The organism is Streptomyces fragilis (assembly GCF_003112515.1).
Lineage (GTDB): Bacteria > Actinomycetota > Actinomycetes > Streptomycetales > Streptomycetaceae > Streptomyces > Streptomyces fragilis.
Map to the genome: position 1 here is coordinate 696,688 of NZ_BEVZ01000004.1, position 25,511 is coordinate 722,198.

The window sequence follows — 25,511 nt, forward strand, 5'->3', positions numbered from 1 at the left end:
CTCCGGCGGACGGGCGGAGCCTGTGCCGCGCACCGGTGGCCGCCGGGCGGGCGGGTAGCCTGCGGAACATGACCGACGATCCCCGCTTCACCGCCGGATTCTGGGACGAGCGCTACTCCTCCGCCGACCGCCTGTGGAGCGGCGACCCCAATCCCGCCCTGGTGGAGGAGGTGTCCGGGCTGACGCCTGGCCGGGCGCTGGAGGCCGGGTGCGGGGAGGGCGCGGACTCCCTCTGGCTCGCCCGCCAGGGGTGGACGGTCACCGGCACCGACGTCTCGCAGGTCGCCCTGGACCGGGCCGCCGGGCACACCCCGCCGGAGCTGGCCGGGCAGGTCACCTGGCGGCGGACCGACGTGCTGGACTGGATGCCGGAGACGGCCGCCTACCAGCTGGTGTTCACGACGTTCCTGCACCTGCCGTCGCACGTGCGCCGCCAGGTGTTCGCGGGTCTCGCCGAGGCCGTCGCGCCGGGCGGCAGCCTGGTCGTGGTCCTGCACCATCCCCGGGACCTGACCGACGGCGCCGTGCCGCGGCCGCCGGAGCCGGACCTGTTCTGCACGGCCGACGAACTGGCCGACGACCTCGTCCCGGCCGGCGGCTGGACCGTGCACACCCGGGAGGCCCGGCCGCGGACGGTGACCCACGAGGGCCGCGAGGTCACCGTCCACGACGCGGTGCTGCGCGCCGAGCGCACCGCCTGACACCTGTCGGTCAGAAGAACTTCGCCCAGTCCTGGTCCCAGACCTGCTTGACGCACAGCACCAGGAAGAGCAGTCCGGCGACCGCCAGCATCACGTTGCTCGCGATCCCGTTGCGCCACTCGGCGGGCGTGCGGGAGGAGTTGAGGAGCCAGATCAGGGTCAGCGCCAGGAACGGCATGAAGGCCGCGCCCAGCACGCCGTAGAGGATGATCAGGCGGAACGGCTGGCCCTGGAAGAGCAGCACGATCGGCGGGAAGGTCAGCCAGAGCAGGTAGCCGCGGAAGGCCCAGGACTTCTCACGGCGGCCCTCGGCGACCTCCTCGCCGGTGGCGGCCCGCTTGGTGCGGTAGCGGGCGACGAAGTCGGCGAACATCAGGCTCACGCCGTGCCAGACGCCGATCAGGGAGGTGAAGGAGGTGGCGAAGAAGCCGATCAGGAAGAACTTGGCGGTGGCCGCCCCGTACTCCTCCTCCAGGATGTCGCCGAGCTGGATCAGGCCCTTGTCGCCGGAGGCGATCGCGATGCCCGAGGAGTGCAGCAGCTCGGCGCCCACGATGAGCATGGCCACGACGAAGATGCCGGTGGTGATGTAGGCGACCCGGTTGTCGAGCCGCATCACCTTCATCCAGCCGGTGTGGGTCCAGCCCTTGGCGTTCACCCAGTAGCCGTAGGCGGCCAGGGTGATGGTGCCGCCGACGCCGCCGATGAGACCGAGGGTGTTGAGGACGGAGTCCTTCCCGTCCGGGAGGACCGGCAGCAGGCCCGCGAAGAGTCCACCCAGATGGGGGACCACGCGGATCGCCAGGTAGACGGTGACCAGGAACATGACGCCCACCAGGACGGTCATGACCTTCTCGAACACCGCGTACCGGTTGAACCAGACGAAGACCAGCCCGACCAGGCCGGTGGACACCGCCCACCACTCCAGGTCCATCACGCCGGGGAACAGCGCCTGAAGCGGCAGTCCGCTCGACGACATGGCGGCGGCTCCGTAGACGAAGCCCCAGACGACCGCGTAGACGACGAAGAAGACGGTGGTCCACGAGCCGAGTGAGGCCCAGCCGTCGAAGAGGGTGCGGCCGGTGGCCAGGTGCCAGCGGCCGGCCGCCTCGGCGAGGGCGATCTTGACGACGCAGCCGATGACGGCGGCCCACAGCAGCGTGTAGCCGAAGTTGGTCCCGGCCACCAGGGTCGCCACCAGGTCGCCGGCGCCCACGCCGGTCGCCGCGACGACGATGCCGGGGCCGATGTACTTCCAACTCGATTTCCGGGGTGCGGGGTTACTCGTGTTGTCAGCCATGGTGATCAACCTGGCCGACCCCGGCCGACCCGGCAAGGGGCGCGGCAGGACGACGTCCGCCGCTCCCCCGGCCCCGCGCGGGCTACGCCTGCGCCGCCCCCGGCTTCCGCCCGCCGTCCCCGTCGGTCTCCGCGTCGGCCTTGGCCGCAGCCTTCGGGTCGGCCTCGGCGTCGGCGTCGCCGGCCGGCTTCGCGTCGTCCTCGGCGTCGGCAGCGCCGTCCGCGTCGGCCGCCTCCCCGGCGGCCTCCTCGAAGTACACGTCGAGGACGGCGTCCAGCTCCGTCTCCCAACGAGCGACGTCCGCACGGGACTTGGCGTCGATCTCGATCCAGTACCACCGGCGTTCCGGGGTGTGCACGACGACCGTGTACCGCTTGCCGAAGCGCGAGGTCGACGTCTCCACGGCGGCGATCTCGTCCCAGCGGAACTCGCACTCCTGGTCGTCCAGGCACAGGCGGATGCCGGCGTGGTCGGCGACGAGGCGCGCGCGGAAGTCCTTGGCCTCGAGGACCGGACCGTCCGGAACGGGCGCGGGCGCCGAGGCGCCCTCGCCCAGGTCCTCGGCGGCCTCGCCGGAGTCGTCGGCGCCACCGGCGGCGGCCGCCCCGGCGGCGCCCTCCGGCTCCGGCGCGGCGTCCTCCACGACGGCGTCGGCCTCGTCGGACGCCGCGTCGGGCACGGCGGCGTCCTCGGGCGCGCCGTCGGCCGTCACCGGGACGGTGAGCCCCGGGATCAGGGCCGGGTCGACGGCGGCGGGCGGGGTCAGGGGCTTGGTGTTCGAACCGATGCGCTGCTCCACAGCCCGCAGTATGGTCCACGACCCCACCCCGCGGAAAACCCGTCGTCGCATCGTTACCGAGGAACCTGGGCCCGGCCCGGGGGACTTACATGGCATCCGAGGCGAAACGGATGGCCCATTCCCGCGCCTCCTCGGCCGGCAGCGCGGCGCCTTCGGCCCTGGCCGCGCGGTACGCGTCCTCCCCCAGCGCGGCGCGCAGCTCCCGCAGGCACCGCGCGGTGTCCAGGGCCGCGACCCGGTAGGCCGCGATGCGCGTCTCCTCGACGGGCCAGCGGGCCTCGGAGGCGCCGAGCAGGCGGGCGGCCTCGCGGTGGCGGCCGAGCAGCCAGGCGCAGTGGGCCAGCGTGTCGTGGCCCAGCGCGAGGGCGCGCGGGTCGGCGAAGTCCCGCTGCGGCTCGAGGATGTCGAGGACGTGCGCCAGCGCGCCGTCGGACCCGGTGAGGCGCCGTTCGACGATCCGGGTCTTCGCCCGCACCCAGTGCAGGTAGGGACGGTGCCAGCGCTCGTCCTGCTCCCGGGAGAGGTCGAAGCCGCGCTCCAGGCACCGCACCGCCTCCTCGAGGCGGCCGGTCGAGCACAGGGCGCTGGCCAGGATGCTGAGCGCGTTCTGCTCGCCGTAGCGGTCGCCGGCGGCCCGCAGGTCGGCCACCGCCGCGCGGAAGGCGTCCAGGCTCTCCTCGACGCCGCCGCCGGTGAGCGTGGCGAGGGCGGTGACCGTGGTGGCCCATCCCACCGACGCCTGGTCGCCGTCGGCCCGGGCCCGCGCGGCGGCCTCCGCGGCCTGGCCGGCGGCGGCCTCCAGGTCGGCGGGGAAGACGGCCAGGAAGGCGCAGGCCCACATGGCCCGGGTCCGGGCGGCCCGCACCGCCGGGTCACCGTCCGCGGGGGCGGTGGCGGCCAGGGCGCGGCGCAGCCACCCGACGCCCTGTTCGGCGGCGCCGGTGGCGGTCCAGTACCAGACCAGGCCGTGGGCGATGTCCAGGGCGGCGCGCGCCTGCGCCGGCTCCGCGTCCTCCCGCACCCCGTACTCCAGGGCCTGGCGGAGGTTGGGCAGCTCGCGTCCCAGCTCGCGCAGCCGCCCGGCCTGGCCGGGGCCCGCCCACCGTCCGTAGGCGTCGCGCACCGTGTCGCGGAACCACAGCAGGTGCCGGGTGCGGGCGTCGTCAAGGTCCCCGCCGCGGGCCAGCCGGTCGCGGCCGTACTCGCGGACCGTCTCCAGCATGGTGTAGCGGCGGCCGGCGCCGTCACCGGGCTCGGTGAGCAGCAGGGAGTGGTCGATCAGACCGTCGACGGCGTCGAGCAGCTCCTCCGGGCCCGCGCCCTCGCCGGGGCCGGTCGCCACACCCGAGCCGGTCGCCACACCGGAGTGGGGAGCCACACCAGGGCCGCGAGCCCCGCCGGCACCGAGGGCCACACCAGAGCCGGGACCCTCACCGGCACCGAGGGCCACACCGGGGCCGGGAGCCTCACCGGCACCGAGAACCACACCAGGGCCAGGAACCCCGTCGGCACCGAGGGCCCCATCAGGGCCGGGACCCTCACCGGAGCCGGGGGCCTCGCCCGCGCCGGGGGCCTCCCACACGGCGTGCGCCGCCTCCAGCGATATCGAGCCGACGAAGACCGACAGGCGCGCCCACAGCCGCTGTTCGGCGGGGGTGCACAGCTGGTGGCTCCAGTCCAGCATGGCGCGCAGCGAGCGGTGCCGTTCGGGTGCCACCGGGTCGCCCTTGCTGAGCAGCGGCAGGCGTTCGTCGAGCCGGTCGAGGAGCTGTCCCGGGGAGAGGGCGCGGAGCCGCCGGGCCGCGAACTCGATGGCCAGCGGAAGCCCGTCGAGGCGGCGGATGACGGCGCGGGCGTGCTCCACGTCGTCCGGCGACCAGGTGGCGTCGGCCAGCAGGGCGGCGCGGTCGGTGAGTAAGGCGAGCGAGGCGTCCTCGGGGAGCGGCGGGACGACGTAGAGCCGTTCGGCGGCCGGGCCCAGCGGCAGGCGGCTGGTGGCGAGCAGGCGGACTCCGGTGGTGGAGGCCAGCAGCAGGTGGGCGAGCCGGGCGCAGGCGGCGGCCAGGTGCTCGCAGTTGTCGAGCACCAGCAGGATCTCGCGGCCGTGCAGGGCGTCGGCCAGGTGGGCCGTCGGCGTGGTGTGCGGGGGCACCGGCGCCAGGCCGAGTCCCTCGACGACGGCGTAGGGCAGGACGTCGGGGCTGCCGACCTCGGCGAGTTCCACCCAGCAGGCGCCGTCGCGCAGCAGCAGTCCGGCGGTGCGGGCCGCGCGCTGGGCGAGGCGGGTCTTGCCGACGCCCCCGACGCCGGTGAGGGTGAGCAGCCGGTGCTCGGCGAGCAGCCGGCACACCTCCTCGACCTCGTGGTCGCGGCCGACGAAGCGGGTGGGCGGGTCGGGCACGCCGCGCGGCGCGTGCGGAATCCCCTCGGCGGCGGCGCCCGGGCCGTCCTCGTCCGCCGGGTCCGGGCCCCGTGCGGAGGCCGTCGCGGAGCCCGTGAACGGGAAGGAGGGGGCGGCGGCCCGGCGGGGCGGCGGCCCGGACGGCGTGCGGGAGGCCGGCTCCGCCTCGGGCGCCAGTCCCGCCGCCTGCCGCCAGCGCCGGTGCCACTCGCCGGTGCCGGTGACCCCGCAGGCCTCCAGGTAGGCGGCGACCACGGGCCAGGCGGGCAGCCGGTGCCCGGAGGCGGCGGCGGAGAGGCTGGACGCCGAGTAGGGCACCCGGGAGGCGAGTTCGCGGTACGGCACGTTGCCGGTGCGCCGCCGGAGCATGCGGAGGTCGGCCGCGAACTCGGCGGCCTTCCCCTGCCCGGGCTCGATCGGCTTCTCCCGGCGTCCCATGTCCTGTGCGCCCCCCGGCCACTCGGCGATGTTCGCTTTGATCTCACGTTGTCCAGTAATTGTCCAGTGACGCCTGGGCACGCGTGGTCAACATGACGAGGAGTCAGGATGGCCTTCGCCGCGCTCGCCGGTGATCGGGGGACCGTCGGGCGCCGGTGCTTCTTCGCGGGGAGGTCCTGGGGAACATGGGGGCCATCATGTGGGCCTCCCTCGCGGAGAAGTCGTCTCCGCCGGGCCGCGTCGGCGCGGCCCGGCGGAGACCGGCCCGAGCCGGCGTCAGTCCAGGACGGCCAGCGCGTCGATCTCGATCAGCAGGTCGGGCGGCAGGCCCACGTAGACGGTGGTGCGGCAGGCCGGGGGCTGGGTGAGCCGCTCGCCGAAGTAGTCGTTCCAGATCTGGTTCATCTCCGCGAAGTGGTCCACGTCGGTGAGGTAGACGCGCAGCATCATCACGTCGTCCCAGCCGGAACCGCCCTCCTTCAGCACCGCCTCGACGTTGGCGAGGGTCTGCAGGGTCTGCTCGCGCAGCGTCGGGCCGGCCGGCGTGGGCGGCCTGCCCTCCTCGGCGGGCAGGAAGCCGACCTGTCCGGCGACCTGGAGGATGTTCCCCTTGCGCAGCCCGTGCGAGAAAGCCGCGGGCGGGGCGGTGTGGGTACTGGGAGTCAGTGCGGTCTTCTCGGTCATGGTCATCCTCCGGATGCTCGTGGACGGGGTCCCGATCATGGGAAAGTGAAACAGCCCGGATCCCGCAGCGCACAGGAGGCCCGAATGTCCGCGGATGCCGTCACCCGTCTTTCCGGGGAGCGGATCGACCACCGGTTCAAGGGTCTGCCGCTCGACGCGGACGGTCTGACCGTGGGCGAACTGGCGGCGCAGCGGCGGAACCTGTTCACCGGCGGGTTCACCACCCCCGTGCTGACCCTCTCCGCGGAGCGCCTGCGCCACAACCTGCGGCTCATGGAGTCGTACACCGAGCGCCACGGCCTGGCGTTCGCCCCGCACGGCAAGACGACGATGGCCCCGCGGCTGTTCCGGGAGCAGCTGGAACACGGCGCGTGGGGCATCACGCTGGCCGTGCCGCACCAGGTGCGGGTGGCGCGGGCCTTCGGGGTGCGGCGGGTCTTCCTGGCCAACGAGCTGGTCGACCCGGCCGCGCTGCGGTGGGTCGCCGCCGAGCTGACCGCCGACCCGGCGTTCCGCTTCATCTGCTACGCCGACTCGGTGCGCGGCGTCGAACTGATGGACGCGGCCCTGCGGGAGGCGGGCGGGCGGCCGGTGGACGTGGTGGTGGAGCTGGCCGCCGGGGACGGCGCGCGGACCGGGGCGCGGACCGAGGCCGACTGCCTGGCCGTCGCCGAGGCGGTGGCCGCGGCGCCGTCGCTGCGGCTGGCGGGCGTGGCGGGCTACGAGGGTGAGGTCCCGGACGCCACCGAGGAGCGGGTGCGGGCCTGGCTGGTGCGGCTGGTGGAGCTGGCGGCGAGGCTGGACGGGGCGGGGCTGTTCACCGGCACCGGCCTGGAGGAGATCGTGGTCAGCGCGGGCGGCAGCGCCTGGTTCGACACGGTCGCCGAGGTCTTCGCCCGGCTGCCGGGGCTCAGCCGGCCCGCGCTGAAGCTGCTGCGCTCGGGAGCGTACGTCTCGCACGACGACGGCCACTACCGGTCGATCACGCCGTTCGTCCGCGTCCCCGAGGAGGGCGCGCTGGAGCCGGCGTTCCGGCTGTGGGCGCAGGTGGTCTCCCGTCCCACCGGCGAGCAGGCGTTCCTCAACGCGGGCAAGCGGGACGCCGCGTACGACCTGGGCATGCCGGAGGCGCAGGTGGTGCGCCGCGGCGACGCCGAGCGTCCGGCCGAGCAGATCGCCGTCACCAGGCTGTCCGACCAGCACGCCTGGCTGGAGACCGGGCCCGGCGCGGACCTGGAGGTCGGCGACTGGGTGGGCATGGGGCTGTCGCACCCGTGCACCGTCTTCGACAAATGGCAGCTGATCCCTCTGGTCGAGGCGGACGGCACGGTGGTGGACTACATCCGTACGTTCTTCTGACGGACGGCGGACGGCCCCGCGGCCGTCCGCCCGGTGAAGTGGGGACCGCCGTGCATCTGGCCGATCTGGTCGTTCAGGACGCCGAGGTGGTGGACGGCACCGGGGGCCCGTCCTACCGGGCCGACGTGGCGGTCAAGGACGGCCGCATCGTGCAGATCGTCCGTGAGGCGGCCGCGGCCGGGTGCCAGCGCCCCGTCGGCACGCGGATGCTGGACGCGGAGGGCCTGGCCCTGGCGCCCGGGTTCGTGGACATGCACTCGCACAGCGACCTGGCGCTGCTCACCGACCCGGACCACTCGGCGAAGCTCGCGCAGGGCGTCACCCTGGAGGTCGTGGGCCAGGACGGGCTCTCCTACGCGCCCGTCGACGACCGCACGCTGGCCGAGGTGCGGCAGGCGGTGGCCGGCTGGAACGGTCCGGGCGAGGACGTCGACTTCGACTGGCGGTCGGTGGGCGAGTACCTGGACCGGCTGGACCGGGGCGTCGACGGCGAGGGCATCGCGGTGAACGCCGCGTACCTGGTGCCGCAGGGAAGCGTCCGGATGCTGGCGATGGGCTGGGAGAACCGCCCGCCGACGGAGGCGGAGCTGGAGCGGATGCGCGAGCTGGTGGCGGCCGGGCTCCGCGAGGGGGCGGTGGGCATGTCGTCCGGGCTCACCTACCCGCCCGGCATGTACGCCGGCCCCGGCGAGCTGACCGAGCTGTGCCGCGTGGTCGCCCGGGCGGGCGGTTACTGGTGCCCGCACCACCGCTCGTACGGGGCCGGGGCCCTGGCGGCCTACCAGGAGGTGATCGGTGTCGCCCGGGAGGCGGGCTGCGCGCTGCACCTGGCCCACGCGACGCTCAACTTCGCGGAGAACAAGGGGCGTTCGGGCGAGCTGGAGACCCTGCTGGACGAGGCGCTGGACGCCGGCTGCGACCTGACGCTGGACACCTACCCCTACACCCCTGGCGCCACCACGCTGGCCGCGCTGCTGCCCGGCTGGGCGAGCGAGGGCGGTCCCGCCGCCACCCTGGAGCGGCTGCGGGACGACGCGGCCGCGGAGCGGATCCGGCACGACCTGGAGGTGTCCGGCTCGGACGGCTGCCACGGCGTGCCGGTGGAGTGGGACACGGTGGAGATCTCCGGGGTGGTCGACCCCGCGCTCACCGGGCGGGTGGGGCGGACGGTCGCCGAGCTGGCGGCCGGTTCGGGGTCCTCCCCCTGGGAGGAGGCCCGCCGCCTGCTGCTGGCGGACCGGCTCGGCACGTCCGTCCTCCAGCACGTCGGCCACGAGGAGAACGTCCGGGCGCTGATGCTGCACCGGGCGCACACCGGGGGTTCCGACGGCATCCTGCACGGCACCAAGCCGCACCCCCGGGCCTACGGCACCTTCCCCCGTTACCTCGGCACGTACGTGCGGGAGCTGGGCGTGCTGACGCTGGAGGAGTGCGTCGCGCACCTGACGGGGCGGCCGGCCGCGCGGCTGGGCCTGCCGGACCGGGGCCTGGTCCGCGAGGGCCACCGGGCCGACCTGGTCCTCTTCGACCCGGCGACCGTCGCCGAGGGCGCCACCTTCGCGGCGCCCCGGACACCGCCGGCCGGCATCCCCTATGTCCTGGTGGACGGCCGCCTCGCGATCGACGACGGCCGCCGCACGGACGTCCTGGCGGGGCGTTCGGTGCGGCCGGGCCGCCCGCGCGGCTGACGCGGCGGGGCGGGCGGGGCGGGCGCCGCGCGTGACCCGGCGGGGCGCGCTAGCGGGGGCGGCGGGTGCCGTTGCCCCAGCCGTTGCCGCGGCCGCCGTTGCCGTCGTCGTCCTCCGGCCACCCCACCGTGGGCGAGGCGGTCGGGCTCTCCTCCTTCTCCGGCTCCCCGGTCGGCGTGGGCGACGCCGTCCGGGTGGCCGAGGGGGCCGCGGCCGCCGTTCTCGACGGCGCGGCGCCGGGCGCGGCCGGAGCGGTGGCCGTGGCCACGGCCGCGGCGGGCGCCTTCGACTCCTCCACGGACGGCAACGACCCGGGGTCGGCCATGTCGCCCACCGAGAACCCCGGCGCGTTGGGGCCGTTGCCGCCGCGGACCGGCTCCTCGGAACCGGAGGTCAGCGCGAACCCCAGCACCGTCAGCGCCCCGAGCCCGACCACGCCCGCGCCGCCGGCCAGCAGCATCTGGCGGCTGCGGACGCGGCGGCTGCGCGCCCCCTCCCGCTCCGCGGCCCGGGCGGCCTCCCGCGCCGCGGCCCGGCCCGCCGGCACCGCCCCCGTCCGCCCGGCCTGCCCGCCGTGACCGGCCTGCCCGGCCTGTCCGCCGTGGCCGCTCCGTTCGGCGGCGGGGCGGTGGGCGCCGTAGGACGCGAAGTCGTCGAAGCCGGCGGCGGAGGCCCCGCCGTACGCGGCGGTGTCGCCGTACACGCCGGGGCCCGGGTACGCGTCCGCCCCGCTCCCGGTGCCCGCACCGGCGTACCCCGCGGGCGGGTACCCGTACGAGGCGGGACCGCCGGGCGTCACCGGAAGCTCACGCGTGGCCCCGTCGTGCTCCCCGTCCGGGCGGCCGCCCCGCACCGGCGGCAGCTCACGGGTGGCCTCCGGGTCGCCCGCGGCGGGCCACCCGGAGGGGGCGGGTACCTCGGTCGGAGGCATCGCCGGCGGCTCCTGGGCACCGTGTGCGCCCGGCCCGTGTTCAGGGGTGAGGGACATGGGTGCGAAGTGTAGGGACAGGCGTGGCGCAGGACACACCCGGAGTCCCCCGGCCCCGCCCGCGCGCGCCGCCGAACGGGCCTCCGCACACCGCGAACGGTGACGAACCGCCCCATCCCGCTCCCCCGCGCCGGGCGTCCGGACGTGTCGGAGAACACGAGGCGACCCGGGGCGTATCCCCGTAGGCTCACGTCATGCAGGTGATCCAGTCGTCCAAGCTCGCCAACGTCTGTTACGAGATCCGGGGCCCGGTGCTCGAGGAGGCGACCCGGCTGGAGGCTGCCGGTCACCGCATCCTCAAGCTGAACACCGGCAACCCGGCCGCCTTCGGGTTCGAGTGCCCGCCGGAGATCCTCGAGGACATACTGCGCAACGTCGGCTCGGCGCACGGGTACGGCGACGCCAAGGGCCTGCTGGCCGCCCGTCGCGCGGTGGTGATGCACAACCAGACCCTGGGCATCGAGACGGACGTCGAGCACGTCTTCGTCGGCAACGGCGTGTCCGAGCTGATCGTGATGGCCATGCAGGGGCTGCTGGACAACGGCGACGAGGTGCTGGTCCCCGCCCCGGACTACCCGCTGTGGACGGCGGCCGTGGCCCTCTCCGGCGGCACCCCGGTCCACTACGTCTGCGACGAGCAGGCCGACTGGATGCCGGACCTGGCCGACATCGAGGCCAAGATCACCGACCGCACCAAGGCGATCGTGATCATCAACCCGAACAACCCGACGGGCGCCGTCTACAGCGACGACCTGCTGCGCGGGCTGACGGACATCGCCCGCCGCCACAACCTGCTGGTCTGCTCGGACGAGATCTACGACAAGATCCTCTACGAGGACGCCACCCACACCCCCACGGCGGCGATCGCCCCGGACCTGCTGACCCTCACCTTCAACGGCATGTCGAAGTCGTACCGGGTGGCGGGCTACCGGGTGGGCTGGATGTCGATCTCCGGCCCCAAGGCGCACGCGGACTCCTACATCGAGGGCCTGAACATCCTCGCCAACATGCGTCTGTGCGCCAACATGCCCGGACAGCACGGCGTGGTCGCCGCGCTCAGCGGCCGGCAGTCGATCCAGGACCTGGTGCTCCCGGGCGGCCGGCTGCGCGAGCAGCGGGACGTCGCCCACGAGCTGCTGACGCGGATCCCGGGCGTGAGCTGCGTCAAGCCGAAGGGCGCGCTCTACCTCTTCCCGCGACTGGACCCGAAGGTCTACCCGATCAAGGACGACCGGCGGATGGTGCTGGACCTGCTGCGCCGCGAAAAGATCATGGTCGTGCAGGGCACCGGCTTCAACTGGCCCGACACGGACCACTTCCGGATCGTCACGCTGCCCTCGGTCACCGACCTGCGGGACGCGATCGGCCGCATCGGACGGTTCCTGGAGACCTACCGCCAGAACTGAGCGAGCGGCCGCGGACGCGGCCCGCCGCCGTGTCCGGCACGCCGCACCGAGCCGCGACTCGACACAACTTTAGACTGGTTCCAATGTAGGATGGCTTCCTGTCGAAGCGCAGGAGGCCCTCCCATGTACGAACCGATCCGCAGCAAGTCGGTCCACACCATGGCCGGCGCCGGCGCGGACGTCCCCCGCAGGTCCCGTGAGGCGGAGCTGGAGTTCCAGCTGGCCGGCCACCTGGGCGCGCTGCTCGCGGTGACCGACGAGCTCCGGGCCCTGGCGCCGTGCGCCGGCCTGGACGAGGCGGCCGAACAGCTGGCCCAGCAGGTGGCCCGGCTGCGCGGCGGCTCCGCCCCGGCCCGCGCGGCGTTCCCCGGCCCGTCGGCGCAGGACGGACACCGGGCCCAGGTCACGGCGCTGCACCGCCGGGCGTACGACCTCGCCGGCCGGGCGCTGGTCGTCGCCGCGTCCCGGGCCGACACCCGGGCGGCCATCCTCGCCGCCCAGCGCATGGAGGCCCACGCCGAGGCCGCCGCGCGCCCCCTCAGCCCCTGCTGAGGCTCCCCCGAGCGGCCCCGGTCCGCGCCTGCCACGAAGCGGCGCGGACCGGGCGCCACGAGACCCGCCACGCGGGACGCCGCGGAAGGCACCGCCGGGTCAGCGGCGCACGCGCACCGTGGCCGAGGCCTCGGCGCCCTCGTGCAGGGCGTCGCCCGCCCAGGTGACCGTGTACGTCACGTCCCCCTTGGAGCGCGGCGCGTGCCTGACCGTGAACGTCCCGTCGGCCCCGGCCGTCACCGGCGCGAGCCGCACGACGCCGTCGCGGTCGGCGGCGGTCACCGTCAGGGTGGCGGGAGCGGCGAGCGGCAGCCCCCGGGCGCGCAGGGCGCCGGTGATCTCCACACCCCCCTTGCGGGTCGCCTCGGCCGGCGCGGTGAGCTCCAGCGCGGCGGACGCCTTGGCCACGGGCACGGTGACCCGCGCGTCCTCGGCCGCCTTGTGCAGGCCGTCGCCCGCGTAGGAGAACCGGTAGGTGGCCTCGCCCACCAGCTGGGGCACGTCGCTCACCGTGAAGGCGCCGTCCGCGCCGGCCGTGACGGACTCGAGGGCGTGGGCGCCGTCGGCGTCCTCCCGCACCACCTCGATCCGCGGGGCGTCGGCGGGTGCGGGTCCGTCCAGCTCGAGGCGGCCGCGCAGCGTCACCCGCTCCCCTGCGGTGGCCCGGGCCGGCTCCTGGCTCGTGCCGTCCGCGAACCGGGAGGCGGACAGGCCGTCCGGCGTGGGGATCACGTGGAGCCAGTACCCGGTGCCCGCGGCGTCGGTCGTCACGACGAACAGCGAGCGGCCGTCCGGCGCGAACTCGACGCCGCGCGGCACCACGCGGTCGCCGCCCTCGCCCTCCAGGACCACCTCGACGGGCGGGCGCGTGTCCGCCGGGTCGGCCGGCCCCAGCAGCAGGTCGGCGGCGTCGCCGGAGGCCGCCGCGCCCCGCGCGAACCACGTGCCGTCACCGCTGTAGGCGACGGCCGTCGGCTCGGCGCCCTCGGGCAGCGGCGCGTACGGGTTCTCCCTGGCGGACAGGCCGGGCGGGGTCAGCAGCGCGGTGCCGCGGGCCGGGTCGGCGAACGCGAGGGTGGAGCCGTCCGGCGAGAAGGCGGCGTCACGGAAGTCCAGACCACCGAGCCCCGTGCCGTCCTCGCTGAGCCAGGTCTCCCCGAGGAAGTCCAGCACGCCGCCGTACTCGTTCTCCTCGACGACCCGGTACAGGTTGATGTTCGGGTCGTCGTTCGACGCGCTGCGCTCCGGGACGATCATCAGCATGTCCGTGGGACCGGCCTCGAGATGGCCGCGCTCGCTCAGGTACATGACGGTCCGCGGCTCCGTCCCGTCGGCCGCCGTGGCGTGGACGGTGGGCATCGCCGTCGCCTCGGCGCAGTCCTGCGGCGAGGCGCCCTCCTGGCTGGTGAAGAAGAGCAGGTGGCCGGCGTGGAACAGCTCGCGCCCGCAGTCGTCGACCGGGGCCGGGGTGACCCCGAGCGGTGACAGCTCCGCGTCGAAGGCCTGGATGCCGTCCCGCTGACCGACCAGGACGCGCGCCCCGCCGGGCTCGGCCGCGATGCCGGAGACCCGCCCCTCGGTCTGCCGCTGGGCGCGCAGGACGCCGTCGAAGTCGTAGCCGAGGATCGTCCCCGGGCCGCGGCCCCCGTCGGCGGTGTTCTCGTCGGCGATCCACACCCGCCGGTTGGCCGCGTCCACGGCGAACTGCGAGAAGGAGGAGACGGGCAGCTTCACCACCGTCCCCGCCGTCCCCGCCTCCGGGGCGGTCCCCGCCGCCGCCGGTCCCGCCGTGGCCGTCAGGCCCGCCCCCGCCATCACGACGGCCAGCAGGGCCGTCCTGACCCTGCCGCCCCCTCGTGCCCCGTAAACGTTCAACTGCGCCCCCCACAGGTGTCGTCGAGGCGCGGCATCACGCGATGCCGCGCGCGGGACACATCGAAGCGCCAGGGCAGGAACGGGCACAAGGGAATTGTGTGACAACCGTGTACCAGGCACCGGGTAACGGGCGCCGGGGCATGCCGCCCCTGTGCGAAGGGCATGTCCCGCCTGCGCGCCACCCGCCGCCGGACGGCGTGCGCGAGGATGGAGACATGGCAAACCGACTCGCGCAGGCCACGTCCCCCTACCTCCTCCAGCACGCCGACAACCCGGTCGACTGGTGGGAGTGGGAACCCGCCGCCTTCGAGGAGGCCCGCCGGCGGGACGTCCCGCTGCTGCTCAGCGTCGGGTACAGCAGCTGCCACTGGTGCCACGTGATGGCGCACGAGAGCTTCGAGGACGAGACGATCGCCGCCTACCTCAACGAGCACTTCGTGCCCGTCAAGGTCGACCGCGAGGAGCGGCCGGACGTGGACGCGGTGTACATGGAGGCGGTCCAGGCGGCCACCGGGCAGGGCGGCTGGCCGATGACCGTCTTCCTCACCCCCGACGCCGAGCCGTTCTACTTCGGCACCTACTTCCCGCCCTCCCCGCGTCACGGCCAGCCCGGCTTCCTGCAGGTGCTGCAGGGCGTGCACGCCGCCTGGGCGGAACGGCGGGACGAGGTCACCGACGTCGCCGGGAAGATCGTCCAGGACCTGTCGGGGCGGGTCATGCCGTTCGGCGACGCGGGGGACTCCGCGCCCGGCGAGGAGGACATGGCGGCGGCCCTGCTGGGGCTGACCCGCGAATACGACGCGGTGCGCGGCGGGTTCGGAGGCGCGCCCAAGTTCCCGCCGTCCATGGTGCTGGAGTTCCTGCTGCGCCACCACGCGCGCACCGGCTCGGAGGGCGCGCTGCAGATGGCCGCCGACACCTGCGAGCGGATGGCGCGCGGCGGCATCTACGACCAGCTCGGCGGCGGGTTCGCCCGGTACTCGGTGGACCGGGACTGGATCGTGCCGCACTTCGAGAAGATGCTCTACGACAACGCACTGCTCTGCCGGGTCTACGCCCACCTGTGGCGGGCCACCGGGTCGGACCTGGCGCGCCGGGTGGCGCTGGAGACCGCCGACTTCATGGTGCGCGAACTGCGCACCGCCGAGGGCGGGTTCGCCTCCGCGCTGGACGCGGACAGCGACGACGGCGCGGGCCGCCACGTGGAGGGCGCGTACTACGTCTGGACGCCGGAGCAGCTGACCGAGGTGCTCGGCGAGGAGGACGGCGAACTGGCCGCCCGCCACTTCGGGGTGACCGAGGAGGGCACCTTCGAGGAGGGCGCCTCGGTGCTGCGGCTGCCGCAGCAGGAGGGCGTCTTCGACGCCGACCGGATCGCCTCGATCCGGCGCCGGCTGGCCGAGGCCCGTTCCCGGCGGCCGGCTCCCGGCCGGGACGACAAGGTGGTCGCGGCGTGGAACGGGCTGGCGGTCGCTGCGCTCGCGGAGACCGGCGCGTACTTCGCCCGGCCGGACCTGGTGGAGGCGGCGGTGGCCGCGGCGGACCTGCTGGTGCGGGTCCACATGGACGAGCACGCCGGGCTGGCCCGGACCAGCCGGGACGGCCGGGCGGGCGCCAACGCGGGTGTCCTGGAGGACTACGGCGACGTCGCCGAGGGCCTGATCACCCTGGCGGGGGTCACCGGGGAGGGCGTCTGGCTGGACTTCGCGGGGCTGCTGCTCGGGCACGTGCGGGAGCGGTTCACCGACGAGGAGAGCGGGACCCTCTACGACACGGCGGCGGACGCCGAGCGGTTGTTCCGTCGCCCGCAGGACCCCACCGACAACGCGGCGCCCTCCGGGTGGACGGCCGCGGCCGGGGCGATGCTGTCCTACGCGGCGCACACCGGGTCCGACGAGCACCGCACGGCGGCGGAGCGGGCGCTGGGCGTGGTGCGGCTGCTGTCCCGGCGGGTCCCGCGCTTCATCGGCTGGGGGCTCGCGGTGGCCGAGGCGGGCATCGACGGGCCGCGCGAGGTGGCCCTGGTCGGCCCGCGGGACGACGAGGCGACGCGCGCGCTGCACCGGACCGCGCTGCTCGGCACGGCGCCGGGCGCGGTGGTGGCGGTGGGCGCGGAGGGCGGCGACGAGTTCCCGCTGCTGGCGGACCGGCCGCTGGTGGGCGGGGCGCCCGCCGCGTACGTCTGCCGCCACTTCACCTGCGACGCACCCACCACCGACCCCTCCCACCTCGCCCAGGTGCTCAACGCCCCGCAGGCCTGAGCCGCCGGGGGGCCGGCCGGGGCCCTGGGCCCGCGGCGACGCGCCGAACGGGGCCGGGGCCCGCGGGGGCGCGCCGACGGGGGCCTGGGCCCGCGGGGGCGGGGCGAGCGGGGCCTGGGCCCGCGGCGTCGAGCTGAACGGGGCTTGGGCCCGCGGCGTCGAGCTGAACGGGGCCTGAACCCGCGGGGGCGGGGCGAGCGGGGCCAGCGCTGGCGGCGCCGGGCTGGCCGGGGCCTGGGCCCGCGGCGACGAGCCGAACGGGGCCTGAACCCGCGGGGCGGGGCGAGCGGGGCCAGAGCTGGCGGGCATCGAGCCGACAGGGACCTGGGCCTGCGGGGGCAGGGCAAGCCGGGCCAGAGCTTGCAGCGTCGGGGCCGGCCGGGGCCTGGGCCCCTGACGTCGAGCCGGCCGGGACCCGGGTCGCGGCGTCGGGCCGGCCTGGAGCGCGGGGGCGAGCCCGCGGCCCGGGCCCCCGCGAAGGGGGGCCGCGACGGGCGGACCCGCGGGGGCGGGTCACGTGCGGTCGGGACGCACCCGGTGGTGCGGGCGGGGGGGCAGGACGCACCCGGTGGTGCGGGTGGGCGGTCAGGACGTGCCGGGGCCGTACTCGGCGACGGCGCGGTCGACGATGTCGACCAGCTGCTGGTGGTGCGCGCCCTTCCAGTACACCCGCCCGCACCCCCCGCACTCGGCGAACACCTCGTAGGACCGCGACGTCCCCGCCTCCAGCCGGTCCGCGACGTCCGCCTTGGTGGCGGACCGCAGCTCCCCGTTGCACGCCGTGCACCGGGTCCACGGCCGCAGCCGCGGGTCGAACCGGCGCAGGACCTCGCCCAGCTGCTCCTCGGGCCGGGTGCTGTAGACGTACGCGCCCGCCCAGATCTCCCGCCGCCGCAGCAGCCCCCGGTCCCGGCTGAGCAGCACGCGGCGCTCGGCGGCGGACCGGGCGGCCAGGGCGGGGTCGCCGATGTCGGTCGACTCGTAGGCGACGTCGACGCCCAGCAGCCGCAGCCGCCGCGCCAGCGTCCCCAGGTGGACGTCGAGCAGGAACCGCAGGGGCACCTCCGGCGCCCCCGGGGTGAGCTGCGGCGGCCGCACCGGGCGGACCTCCACGCTCTCCCCGGCCGTCGGGGCGTGCGAGACCGGCACCGTCCGGCCGTCGACGAGGAGCTCGCCGACCTCGGTCAGCGGCACCCCCAGCGACTCCACGACGTGCCCCAGCGTCGACACCCCGTCGACCCGGGCCGTGGCCTCCCCCGCGCGCACGAAGAGCCGCAGCTCGGGCGCCACCCGCACGTGGATCCCCGCCACCCCGGCGCCCTTGCCCGCACCGGCCCCCGCGCCTGGCCCGGCCCCGGCACCCGCCCCGGAATCCTTGCCCGCCCCGGCGCCCCCGGCGCCCGTTCCCGCCCCCGTGCCCGTGGCACCCGTACCCGCGCCTGTGCTCGCACTGCCGACCATGCGGCCAGAATGACACGTGCGCCCGGGCGGACCGGAGAGAATTTCCGCTCCGCCCGGGCGCACGGACGCACCTGCCCGCCCCGGGGCGTCACGCCTTCGTGTAGGCGACCAGCGAGATGCCCACGTAGTGGGCGATGAACGCCGCCAGCGTGAACGCGTGGAAGACCTCGTGGAACCCGAAGTACCGCGGCGACGGGTTCGGCTTCTTCAGGGCGTAGATCACGCCGCCCACGCTGTAGAGCACCCCGCCGACCACCACGCACACCAGGACGGCGACCCCGCCGGCGCGCAGGAAGTCCGGCAGGAAGAAGACCGCGGCCCAGCCCATCGCGATGTAGCAGGGCGTGTAGAGCCAGCGGGGCGCACCGACCCAGAAGACCCGGAAGAGGATGCCCGCCACCGCGGCGGCCCAGATGCCCCACAGCAGCCACCGGCCCTGGGCGTCCGGCAGCAGCAGGATCGTCAGCGGCGTGTAGGTGCCGGCGATGATCAGGAAGATGTTGGCGTGGTCCAGTCGGCGCAGTACGCCGTCCATTCGGGGGGACCAGTCACCGCGGTGGTAGAGGGCGCTCACCCCGAAGAGAAGACATGCCGTGAGGGTGTAGACCCCGCAGGCGACGCGTCCCCGGGCGGAATCGGCGAGAGCGGTCAGGACGAGTCCGGCGATCAGAGCTGCCGGGAACATCCCCAGGTGCAGCCAGCCGCGCAGCCGGGGCTTGATCTCCCGCGAGATCTGCTCCGGAAGTGAGGGTGCGGTCATGTCGATCATCGTACCTACGGGACCGTAAGTTACAGGTGAGTACCCAGGCCACGAAAGGCCCGCGACCAGGCAAGTGTGCCCTTCCCGGCTGCCAAACACCACAACCAGTGAGGTTGCTCACGCCGCTCAGGTGTGCGCCCCCCTGGACAGATGGGCACCCTTCCTTGAAGATCATATGAGTGAGATCCGCCGCGAATGAGCACCCGTAATCATCCGGGGCGGTCGAAACGCACCAAAAGGGCACCACCCACGTCCCGGGCAAGAGCACCCGCAGCAACCCTGATTAGGAGCAATTCGTGGCGCGCGACATCGAGGCTCCCCCGACCGTCCCCACCGACGCGACGGAAGAACCCCCCACCAAGCACCGTGAACTGATCTCGTGGGTCGACGAGATCGCCGAACTGACGCAGCCCGACAGGGTGGTCTGGTGCGACGGCTCGGAGGCCGAGTACGACCGGCTGTGCGAGGAGCTCGTCCGCAAGGGCACCTTCAAGAGGCTGGACCCGGTCAAGCGCCCGAACTCGTACTACGCCGCCTCCGACCCCACCGACGTCGCCCGGGTCGAGGACCGCACGTTCATCTGCTCCGAGCGCGAGCAGGACGCCGGTCCCACCAACCACTGGAAGGCCCCCGCCGAGATGCGCGAGGTCTTCCGGGGCACGGACGGGCAGGGCGGCATCTTCCGCGGCTCGATGCGCGGCCGGACGATGTACGTCGTCCCCTTCTGCATGGGTCCGCTGGGCTCCGAGCTCTCCGCCATCGGCGTGGAGATCACCGACTCGGCGTACGTGGCCGTCTCGATGCGCACCATGACCCGGATGGGCCGGCCGGTCCTGGACGAGCTGGGCGACGACGGCTTCTTCGTGAAGGCCGTCCACACCCTCGGCGCCCCGCTGGAGCCGGGCGAGCAGGACGTGCCGTGGCCGTGCAACTCCACGAAGTACATCTCGCACTTCCCCGAGAGCCGTGAGATCTGGTCCTACGGCTCGGGCTACGGCGGCAACGCGCTGCTCGGCAAGAAGTGCTACGCCCTGCGGATCGCCTCCGTGATGGCGCGCGACGAGGGCTGGCTCGCCGAGCACATGCTGATCCTCAAGCTGACGCCGCCGCAGGGCGAGTCGAAGTACGTCGCCGCCGCGTTCCCGAGCGCCTGCGGCAAGACCAACCTCGCCATGCTGGAGCCCACGGTCCGCGGCTGGACGGTGGAGACCATCGGCGACGACATCGCCTGGATGCGCTTCGGCGAGGACGGCCGCCTGTACGCCATCAACCCGGAGGCCGGCTTCTTCGGCGTCGCCCCCGGCACCGGCGAGCACACCAACGCCAACGCGATGAAGACCCTCTGGGGCAACGCGGTCTTCACCAACGTGGCGCTCACCGACGACGGCGACGTCTGGTGGGAGGGCATGACCGAGGAGCCCCCGGCCCACCTCACGGACTGGAAGGGCAACGACTGGACCCCGGAGTCCGGCACGCCCGCCGCGCACCCCAACGCCCGGTTCACCGTCCCGGCCGCGCAGTGCCCGATCATCGCGCCCGAGTGGGAGGACCCGAAGGGCGTCCCGATCTCCGCGATCCTCTTCGGCGGCCGCCGCGCCAGCGCGGTGCCGCTGGTCACCGAGTCCTTCGACTGGAACCACGGCGTCTTCCTCGGCGCCAACGTGGCCAGCGAGAAGACGGCCGCCGCCGAGGGCAAGGTCGGCGAGCTGCGCCGCGACCCGTTCGCCATGCTGCCGTTCTGCGGCTACAACATGGGCGACTACATGGCCCACTGGGTCGAGGTCGGCAAGGCCGCCGGCGAGGACGGGCAGGCGAAGCTGCCGAAGATCTACTACGTGAACTGGTTCCGCAAGGACGACTCCGGCCGCTTCGTGTGGCCCGGGTTCGGCGAGAACAGCCGGGTGCTGAAGTGGATCGTCGACCGGCTCGACGGCAAGGCGGAGGGCGTCGAGACGCCCATCGGCATCCTGCCGGCGAAGTCCTCCTTCGACACCGAGGGCCTGGACATGCCGGAGGAGGACCTCGACCTGCTGCTGAGCGTCGACAAGGACGTCTGGAAGCAGGAGGCCGCCCTGGTGCCCGACCACCTCGACACCTTCGGCGACCACACGCCGAAGGAGCTGTGGGACCAGTACGAGTCCCTGGTCCGCCGCCTCGGCTGACCCAGCTCCCCGCGTACCCCGCGGCCGGCCACTCCCGACGTATGCCCTGACCGCGACGTCGCCCTGGCCGGCCGCGGCATTTCGCCTTCCGCACGCCTGGCCGGCGCCGGCCGCCGGCGCCGGCCGACACCTTGGGGTCCGCGTGACGGGAGCCGTCGCGGCTCTGGAGAAGCTGCTGCCGGTGGTGCTCGCGTTCGGCGGCGGGGTCGTCCTCGCCCGGCGCAAGGTGGTGCCGGCCGAGAGTTCCAAGGCCTTCGCGGACTACGCGTTCCTCTTCGCCGTGCCCTGCTTCCTGTTCGGCGACGTCTACCGCAGCGATCTCGGGGCGCTGTTCGACGTACGGGCCGTCGGCGGCTACGCGGCCGCCGCCGCGACCGCGGCCCTGCTCGTCGCCGTGGCGGCCCGCGCGTCCGGAGTGACCGATCCGCGCGGAGTGGCTCTGCGCGTCATGGCGGCGGTCCAGGTGAACACCGCCTATTTCGCCGTGCCGGTGTTCATCATGCTGTTCGGGGACGCCGCGCCGGTCTTCCCGGTGCTGCTCCTCCAGGTCTGCGTGCTGTCCCTGGTGGTCATCGCGGTCATGGAGCTGGGGCGGCCGGACCGCTCCGGCGGCCCGGCCCGGCGGCTGGGGTCGGCGGTCACCGCCTCGCTGACGACCCCCGTGGTGCTCGCCTGCAACGCCGGCATCCTGTTCAACCTCCTCCCGGTGACCGTGCCGGAGGCCGTCCTCGACGGTTTCGCCTTCGTCGGCGGCAGCGCCTCGCCCGTGGCGTTGTTCGCCCTCGGACTCCATCTGGGCGGCGTCGGCCTGACGGTGCGCGGCACCACCCGGGAGGAGCTGTGGCTGGTCGCCGCCAAGTGCGTCGCCCTCCCGCTCCTCGTCCATCTGGTGTGCCGCCACGTGTTCGGCCTCGGGGGCGCGTGGCTCGGCCAACTCGTCCTGATCGCGGCCATGCCCGCGCCGCAGAACCTGTTCGTCCTCGCCCAGCGCTACGACGTCGGGGTGGGCCTGTCCGCGTCCTTGGTGGTCAAGACCTCGGTCGTCTCGCTGCTCCTGCTCCCCCTGTGGGCGCACTGGGCCCTGAGCGTCTCCTGAGAAGCCGCGCTCCGCCGCGCGGACGTTCGCCCGTCAGCCGTCAGCCGTCAGCCGTCAGCCGTCAGCCGTCAGCCGTCAGCCGTCAGCCCAGGATCTCGCGGGCGGCGCGGGTCGGGGTGAGGCCCAGGCGCCAGGCCGCCCACGCCTCGCCCGGCGGGAGCCCTCGGCGCAGGTAGAGCTCCCAGGTGGCCGCGCAGTCGGCCAGCCGCGGGTCCTTCACCGTGGGGAGGAGCTCGGCGAGCTCCCGCTGGGCCACCGCGGCGCCGTCCGCCACGGCGTACGGCAGCAGCGTGCAGCGCAGGAACCGCGCCCAGCCCTCCGCCCGGACGTCGCCGCAGGCGGCCGCCAGCTCCACCGCCTCGTCGCACAGGGCGAGCGCCCGCTCCTCGCGGGAGTTGCCCGCGTCGATCACCGCGAGCTCCACGCAGCTCCAGGCCTCCCCGTGCACCACCCCGGCGCGCCGGAAGTCGGCCCGGGCGTCCATCAGCAGCTGCCGCGCGAACCCGGAGTTGCGCAGCGACCCGGCCCGCGCGGCGCGCTGGTCGCGGGTCACCCTGGCCAGGTGGTGCCGGGCCCAGCCGAGCCCGTACACGTCCCGCATCCGGGAGAACAGCGCGCGGGAGCGTTCCAGCTCGCGGCCCGCCTCGTCGAGGTCCCCGGTCTCCTCCAGCGCCTGGCCCAGGTAGTGCAGCGTCCACGCCTCGCCCCGCAGGTCCTCCACCTCCCGGTGCAGCGCGACCGCCTTGCGCAGGCCCTCGACGGCGGCGGCCGCCTCCCCGTCCGCCAGCCGGGCGCGCTCCAGCTGGGTGCGGGTCCATGCCTGGCCGCGGGTGTCCCGGGTGCGCCGGTACCCGTCGAGCGCGGCGCGCAGCTCCTGGCGTCCGCGTTCCACGTCGCCGGTGCGCAGCGCCAGCTGTCCGAACTGGTAGCGCGCCCACGCCTCGCCGTGCACCGCCTCGGCGGCCCGGTGCAGCGCCAGCGACTGCCGCAGCAGCTGCCGTGCTTCGGCGAGGTTCCCCCGGTCGCGCTCCACGGCGCCCAGCGCGTGCAGGGTCCACGCCCGGTCGGCGGACAGTTCCGGCGCGGCCTGCAGGCCGGCCGCCTCCCGCAGCTTGGCGGCGGCCTCCGGGAGGTTGCCCTGGTGGTGGAGCGTGATGCCGAGCGAGCCCATCGCCCGCGCCGCCTCGGCCTCCTGCTCGGAGGCCCGGTAGTCGTCCACCAGCGACGACAGCGTGCTTCTCGCCTTGTCGAGGTCGCCGATCTGCCGGGCGGCGATGCCGGTGCGCCAGGTCACCGAGCGGAGCATCAGCCCTTCGTCGACGGAACGGGCCAGCTCGTTGATCTCCCCCAGCCGGTACATGTCGCCGCGCAGCAGGCAGTAGTCGCAGAGCGCGCCGAGCAGGGCGTGCACGGCCGAACTGTCCACGCCCTCCGCGTGGCGCAGCGCGGCGGTGATGAACGCGGACTCGTCGTCCAGCCAGCGCAGCGCCTCCTTGAAGGAGGAGAAGCCCTGGGGGGCCGCGCCGGCCGGGGCGGACAGGCCGGTGCGGGTGGAGACGTTGCCGTCGATCAGCCGCAGCACCGAGTCGGCGAGAGCGGCGTAGGTGGTGATCAGCCGGGTCTGGGCGGCGGTGCGCTCGGCCGGCGTCTCCTCCTCCTGCAGCCGCTCCTGGGCGAAGGCCCGGACCACGTCGTGCAGCCGGCAGCGGGTGCCGCGGACCGGCTCGACCAGGCCGGCGCGGGCCAGGGAGGCCAGGTGCCGCCAGGCGTCCCGCTCGTCGGTGTCCAGCAGCGAGGCGGCGGCCGCCGCGCCGAGCGAGGCCCGGCCGGCCAGCGCGAGCCGGCGCAACAGGCGGCGGGCCTGCTCGGACTGGTCGGAGTAGCGCAGCCACAGGGCGCGCTGGACGGGGCTGACCGGGCCGTACGCGCCCAGGTCGTCGGCGAGCCGGGCCGCGCCGCGGACGCCGAGGGCGGTGCCGGCGACGCGCAGGGCGAGCGGCAGGCCGCCGCACAGCCGGTGCACCCGTTCGGTGGCCTCGTCGTCCTGGACGCGTTCGGCGCCGGGCGGCGTGTAGGCGGCGAGGGCCTCCCGTGAGGCCTCCACGGGCAGCGGCTGCACGGCCAGCTGGTGGGAGTGGGCGGGCATGTCGCGCAGCAGGGCCAGCGGGGTCCGGGAGGTCACCAGCAGCAGGCACTCGGAGCGTTCCGGGAGCAGGGCGCGCACCTGCTCCGGGTCCGAGGCGTCGTCCAGCACGATGATCACCGGCAGTCCGGCCAGGTGGCGGCGGTAGAGCTCGGTGAGGCGGGTCAGCTGCTGCTCGGGGGTGGAGCCCTCGCGGAACAGGAGCTGCTCCCGGGGCGCGCCCAGGCGGTTCAGCAGGTGGAGCAGGGCCTGCCGGGTGGGCAGCGGCGGGTCGGAGGGGGAGTCGCCGCGCAGGTCGACCAGGCAGGCGCCGCGGTACTCGTCGCGCAGGTCGTGGGCGGCGCGGGCGGCCAGCGCGGTGCGGCCGGACCCGGGGGCGCCGTGCAGCACCACCACGGTGGGGCGGCTGTCGGCGTCGGCGCGGGCGGCACGGGCCCAGCGGCGGATGGCGGCCAGTTCCTCGCGGCGGCCCGCGAAGGGGGCGTCCGCCGGAGGTAACTGCTCGAACGAGCGTTCCAGCACGGCGCGGCGGCGGGCGGCGGCACCCTTGTCGGTGCCGCGCAGCCGGGGCGGCGCGGTCGGCGTCCTGGGTGGGGCGGCGAGCCGGCGCTGCTGCTCCAGCCAGGGCCGGATGCCGCGCAATTCCAGCGCCGTGAGCCACTGCAGCCGCAGCGCCTCGTGCCCTCCGGGCTGCAGCACGGCACCGGCGTGGTGGTGTGCGGCGGGCACGTGCGAGACGGTGACCCGCACAACGGCGGTCGCGGTCGCGGTCAGCCCGACGGAGATCCCCGCGCCGAGGGCCACCGCCCCGCCGGTGCCGAGGGCGAGGTCGGCGACGGTGGCGGTGGCGGCGGCCACCCCGGCCACCAGGAGGGTGGTGGGGCCGCCGCCCTCGCGGGCGAAGCGCCGGGCGAAGGTGGGGTGCGCGTTGCGGGCCGCGTCCAGGGCCCGCAGGTAGGCCTGGTACTCCGGCTCGGCGGCGCGGGCCATGACGTCCAGGGCGGCGCGGGCGCGGGTGAGCAGGACCGCGGGGTCCGCGCCGCTGCGCCGCGCCTCCTCCTTGACCGTGCGGTCGAGCAGGTTCTCGGCGTCCTGGCGGTGCGGGTCGCGCATGTCCGGTCCCCCTCCGGTGGCGATGCCGTGCGCCTGCGGCGGCCCGGAGGGGTGCTGTTCCGCCCCCGTGCGTCCCCCGAAGCCGCCCAGTGTTCCTCCCCCACCCCCCGGGGGGCCGAAACCGCCCCTTCCCCCCGAACAGCCCCTTCCCGGCCACCGGCGCACCGGCGGTTCGGCGGTTGGCGCCGGCGAGGCGGCGCGGGCGACCGGGCACGACGGGGCGCGGGCGGGACGCGGCGCGGGCGTGACGGCGCGTGGGCGGGGCGGGGCCGTGCGCGGGGGCGGCGAACGCGAAAGGCCGCCCCGCCGCGAGGGGGCGCGGAG

General features: G+C 75.1%; 17 protein-coding genes. 8 read left to right on the forward strand and 9 right to left on the reverse strand.

Annotated elements, in window-relative coordinates; genetic code table 11:
- Positions 1-68: 68 nt before the first annotated feature.
- Positions 69-701, forward strand: a complete 633-nt coding sequence (locus tag Sfr03f_RS16350; RefSeq protein ID WP_108954619.1) for a class I SAM-dependent methyltransferase — start codon at positions 69-71, stop codon at positions 699-701.
- A gap of 10 nt (positions 702-711) precedes the next feature.
- Here Sfr03f_RS16350 and Sfr03f_RS16355 read toward each other — a convergent pair whose 3' ends face one another.
- The 4 genes from Sfr03f_RS16355 to Sfr03f_RS16370 form a co-directional block, all read right to left on the reverse strand.
- The gene (locus Sfr03f_RS16355) at positions 712-2,001 is read right to left on the reverse strand and encodes an Nramp family divalent metal transporter (RefSeq protein ID WP_108954620.1); all 1,290 of its coding nucleotides are present in this window, start codon (positions 1,999-2,001) and stop codon (positions 712-714) included.
- 82 nt (positions 2,002-2,083) lie between these two features.
- On the reverse strand, positions 2,084-2,800 hold the full coding sequence (locus tag Sfr03f_RS16360; protein WP_245967584.1) for a hypothetical protein: 717 nt from the start codon (positions 2,798-2,800) through the stop codon (positions 2,084-2,086).
- 85 nt (positions 2,801-2,885) lie between these two features.
- The gene (locus tag Sfr03f_RS16365) at positions 2,886-5,639 is read right to left on the reverse strand and encodes an ATP-binding protein (protein WP_108954622.1); all 2,754 of its coding nucleotides are present in this window, start codon (positions 5,637-5,639) and stop codon (positions 2,886-2,888) included.
- Positions 5,640-5,915: 276 nt separating this feature from the next.
- Positions 5,916-6,323 (reverse strand): RidA family protein, encoded by a 408-nt coding sequence (locus Sfr03f_RS16370; protein ID WP_108955025.1) that lies wholly within the window; start codon positions 6,321-6,323, stop codon positions 5,916-5,918.
- Between the two features lie 84 nt (positions 6,324-6,407).
- On the opposite strand from Sfr03f_RS16370, the gene Sfr03f_RS16375 reads away from it, so the two are divergent.
- On the forward strand, positions 6,408-7,682 hold the full coding sequence (locus tag Sfr03f_RS16375; protein WP_108954623.1) for an amino acid deaminase: 1,275 nt from the start codon (positions 6,408-6,410) through the stop codon (positions 7,680-7,682).
- A gap of 50 nt (positions 7,683-7,732) precedes the next feature.
- Positions 7,733-9,370 carry an N-acyl-D-amino-acid deacylase family protein gene (locus Sfr03f_RS16380; RefSeq protein ID WP_372514386.1) on the forward strand — a complete coding sequence of 546 codons (1,638 nt, stop codon included), beginning with the start codon at positions 7,733-7,735 and terminating at the stop codon, positions 9,368-9,370.
- Between the two features lie 49 nt (positions 9,371-9,419).
- On the opposite strand, the gene Sfr03f_RS16385 is transcribed toward Sfr03f_RS16380, so the two are convergent.
- Positions 9,420-10,301, reverse strand: a complete 882-nt coding sequence (locus Sfr03f_RS16385) for a hypothetical protein (protein ID WP_108954625.1) — start codon at positions 10,299-10,301, stop codon at positions 9,420-9,422.
- 251 nt (positions 10,302-10,552) lie between these two features.
- Between Sfr03f_RS16385 and Sfr03f_RS16390 the strand changes: the two genes are divergently transcribed.
- Both Sfr03f_RS16390 and Sfr03f_RS16395 read left to right on the forward strand, forming a co-directional pair.
- Complete coding sequence (locus tag Sfr03f_RS16390; RefSeq protein WP_108954626.1) at positions 10,553-11,764, forward strand: pyridoxal phosphate-dependent aminotransferase; 1,212 nt, start codon at positions 10,553-10,555, stop codon at positions 11,762-11,764.
- 123 nt (positions 11,765-11,887) lie between these two features.
- A complete protein-coding gene (locus tag Sfr03f_RS16395; RefSeq protein WP_108954627.1) occupies positions 11,888-12,316 on the forward strand; it encodes an SCO4983 family protein in 429 nt (142 codons plus the stop codon).
- A gap of 99 nt (positions 12,317-12,415) precedes the next feature.
- On the opposite strand, the gene Sfr03f_RS16400 is transcribed toward Sfr03f_RS16395, so the two are convergent.
- On the reverse strand, positions 12,416-14,191 hold the full coding sequence (locus Sfr03f_RS16400; protein WP_159105656.1) for an Ig-like domain repeat protein: 1,776 nt from the start codon (positions 14,189-14,191) through the stop codon (positions 12,416-12,418).
- Positions 14,192-14,406: 215 nt separating this feature from the next.
- Between Sfr03f_RS16400 and Sfr03f_RS16405 the strand changes: the two genes are divergently transcribed.
- The gene (locus Sfr03f_RS16405; RefSeq protein ID WP_170145096.1) at positions 14,407-16,452 is read left to right on the forward strand and encodes a thioredoxin domain-containing protein; all 2,046 of its coding nucleotides are present in this window, start codon (positions 14,407-14,409) and stop codon (positions 16,450-16,452) included.
- A 585-nt stretch (positions 16,453-17,037) separates the two neighbouring features.
- On the opposite strand, the gene Sfr03f_RS16410 is transcribed toward Sfr03f_RS16405, so the two are convergent.
- Both Sfr03f_RS16410 and trhA read right to left on the reverse strand, forming a co-directional pair.
- Positions 17,038-17,763: a Mut7-C RNAse domain-containing protein gene (locus Sfr03f_RS16410; RefSeq protein WP_176586660.1), complete on the reverse strand. Its 726-nt coding sequence runs from the start codon at positions 17,761-17,763 to the stop codon at positions 17,038-17,040.
- A gap of 238 nt (positions 17,764-18,001) precedes the next feature.
- Complete coding sequence (gene trhA / locus Sfr03f_RS16415; protein ID WP_108954631.1) at positions 18,002-18,682, reverse strand: PAQR family membrane homeostasis protein TrhA; 681 nt, start codon at positions 18,680-18,682, stop codon at positions 18,002-18,004.
- Positions 18,683-18,969: 287 nt separating this feature from the next.
- Here trhA and Sfr03f_RS16420 point away from each other — a divergent pair, with 287 nt between their 5' ends.
- Together Sfr03f_RS16420 and Sfr03f_RS16425 are read left to right on the forward strand one after the other, a co-directional pair.
- Complete coding sequence (locus Sfr03f_RS16420) at positions 18,970-20,835, forward strand: phosphoenolpyruvate carboxykinase (GTP) (RefSeq protein ID WP_108954632.1); 1,866 nt, start codon at positions 18,970-18,972, stop codon at positions 20,833-20,835.
- 142 nt (positions 20,836-20,977) lie between these two features.
- Entirely contained in the window at positions 20,978-21,931 is a 954-nt protein-coding gene (locus Sfr03f_RS16425) for an AEC family transporter (RefSeq protein WP_108954633.1), read from the forward strand.
- Positions 21,932-22,013: 82 nt separating this feature from the next.
- Here Sfr03f_RS16425 and Sfr03f_RS16430 read toward each other — a convergent pair whose 3' ends face one another.
- The gene (locus Sfr03f_RS16430) at positions 22,014-25,187 is read right to left on the reverse strand and encodes a tetratricopeptide repeat protein (RefSeq protein ID WP_108954634.1); all 3,174 of its coding nucleotides are present in this window, start codon (positions 25,185-25,187) and stop codon (positions 22,014-22,016) included.
- Positions 25,188-25,511 lie beyond the last annotated feature (324 nt).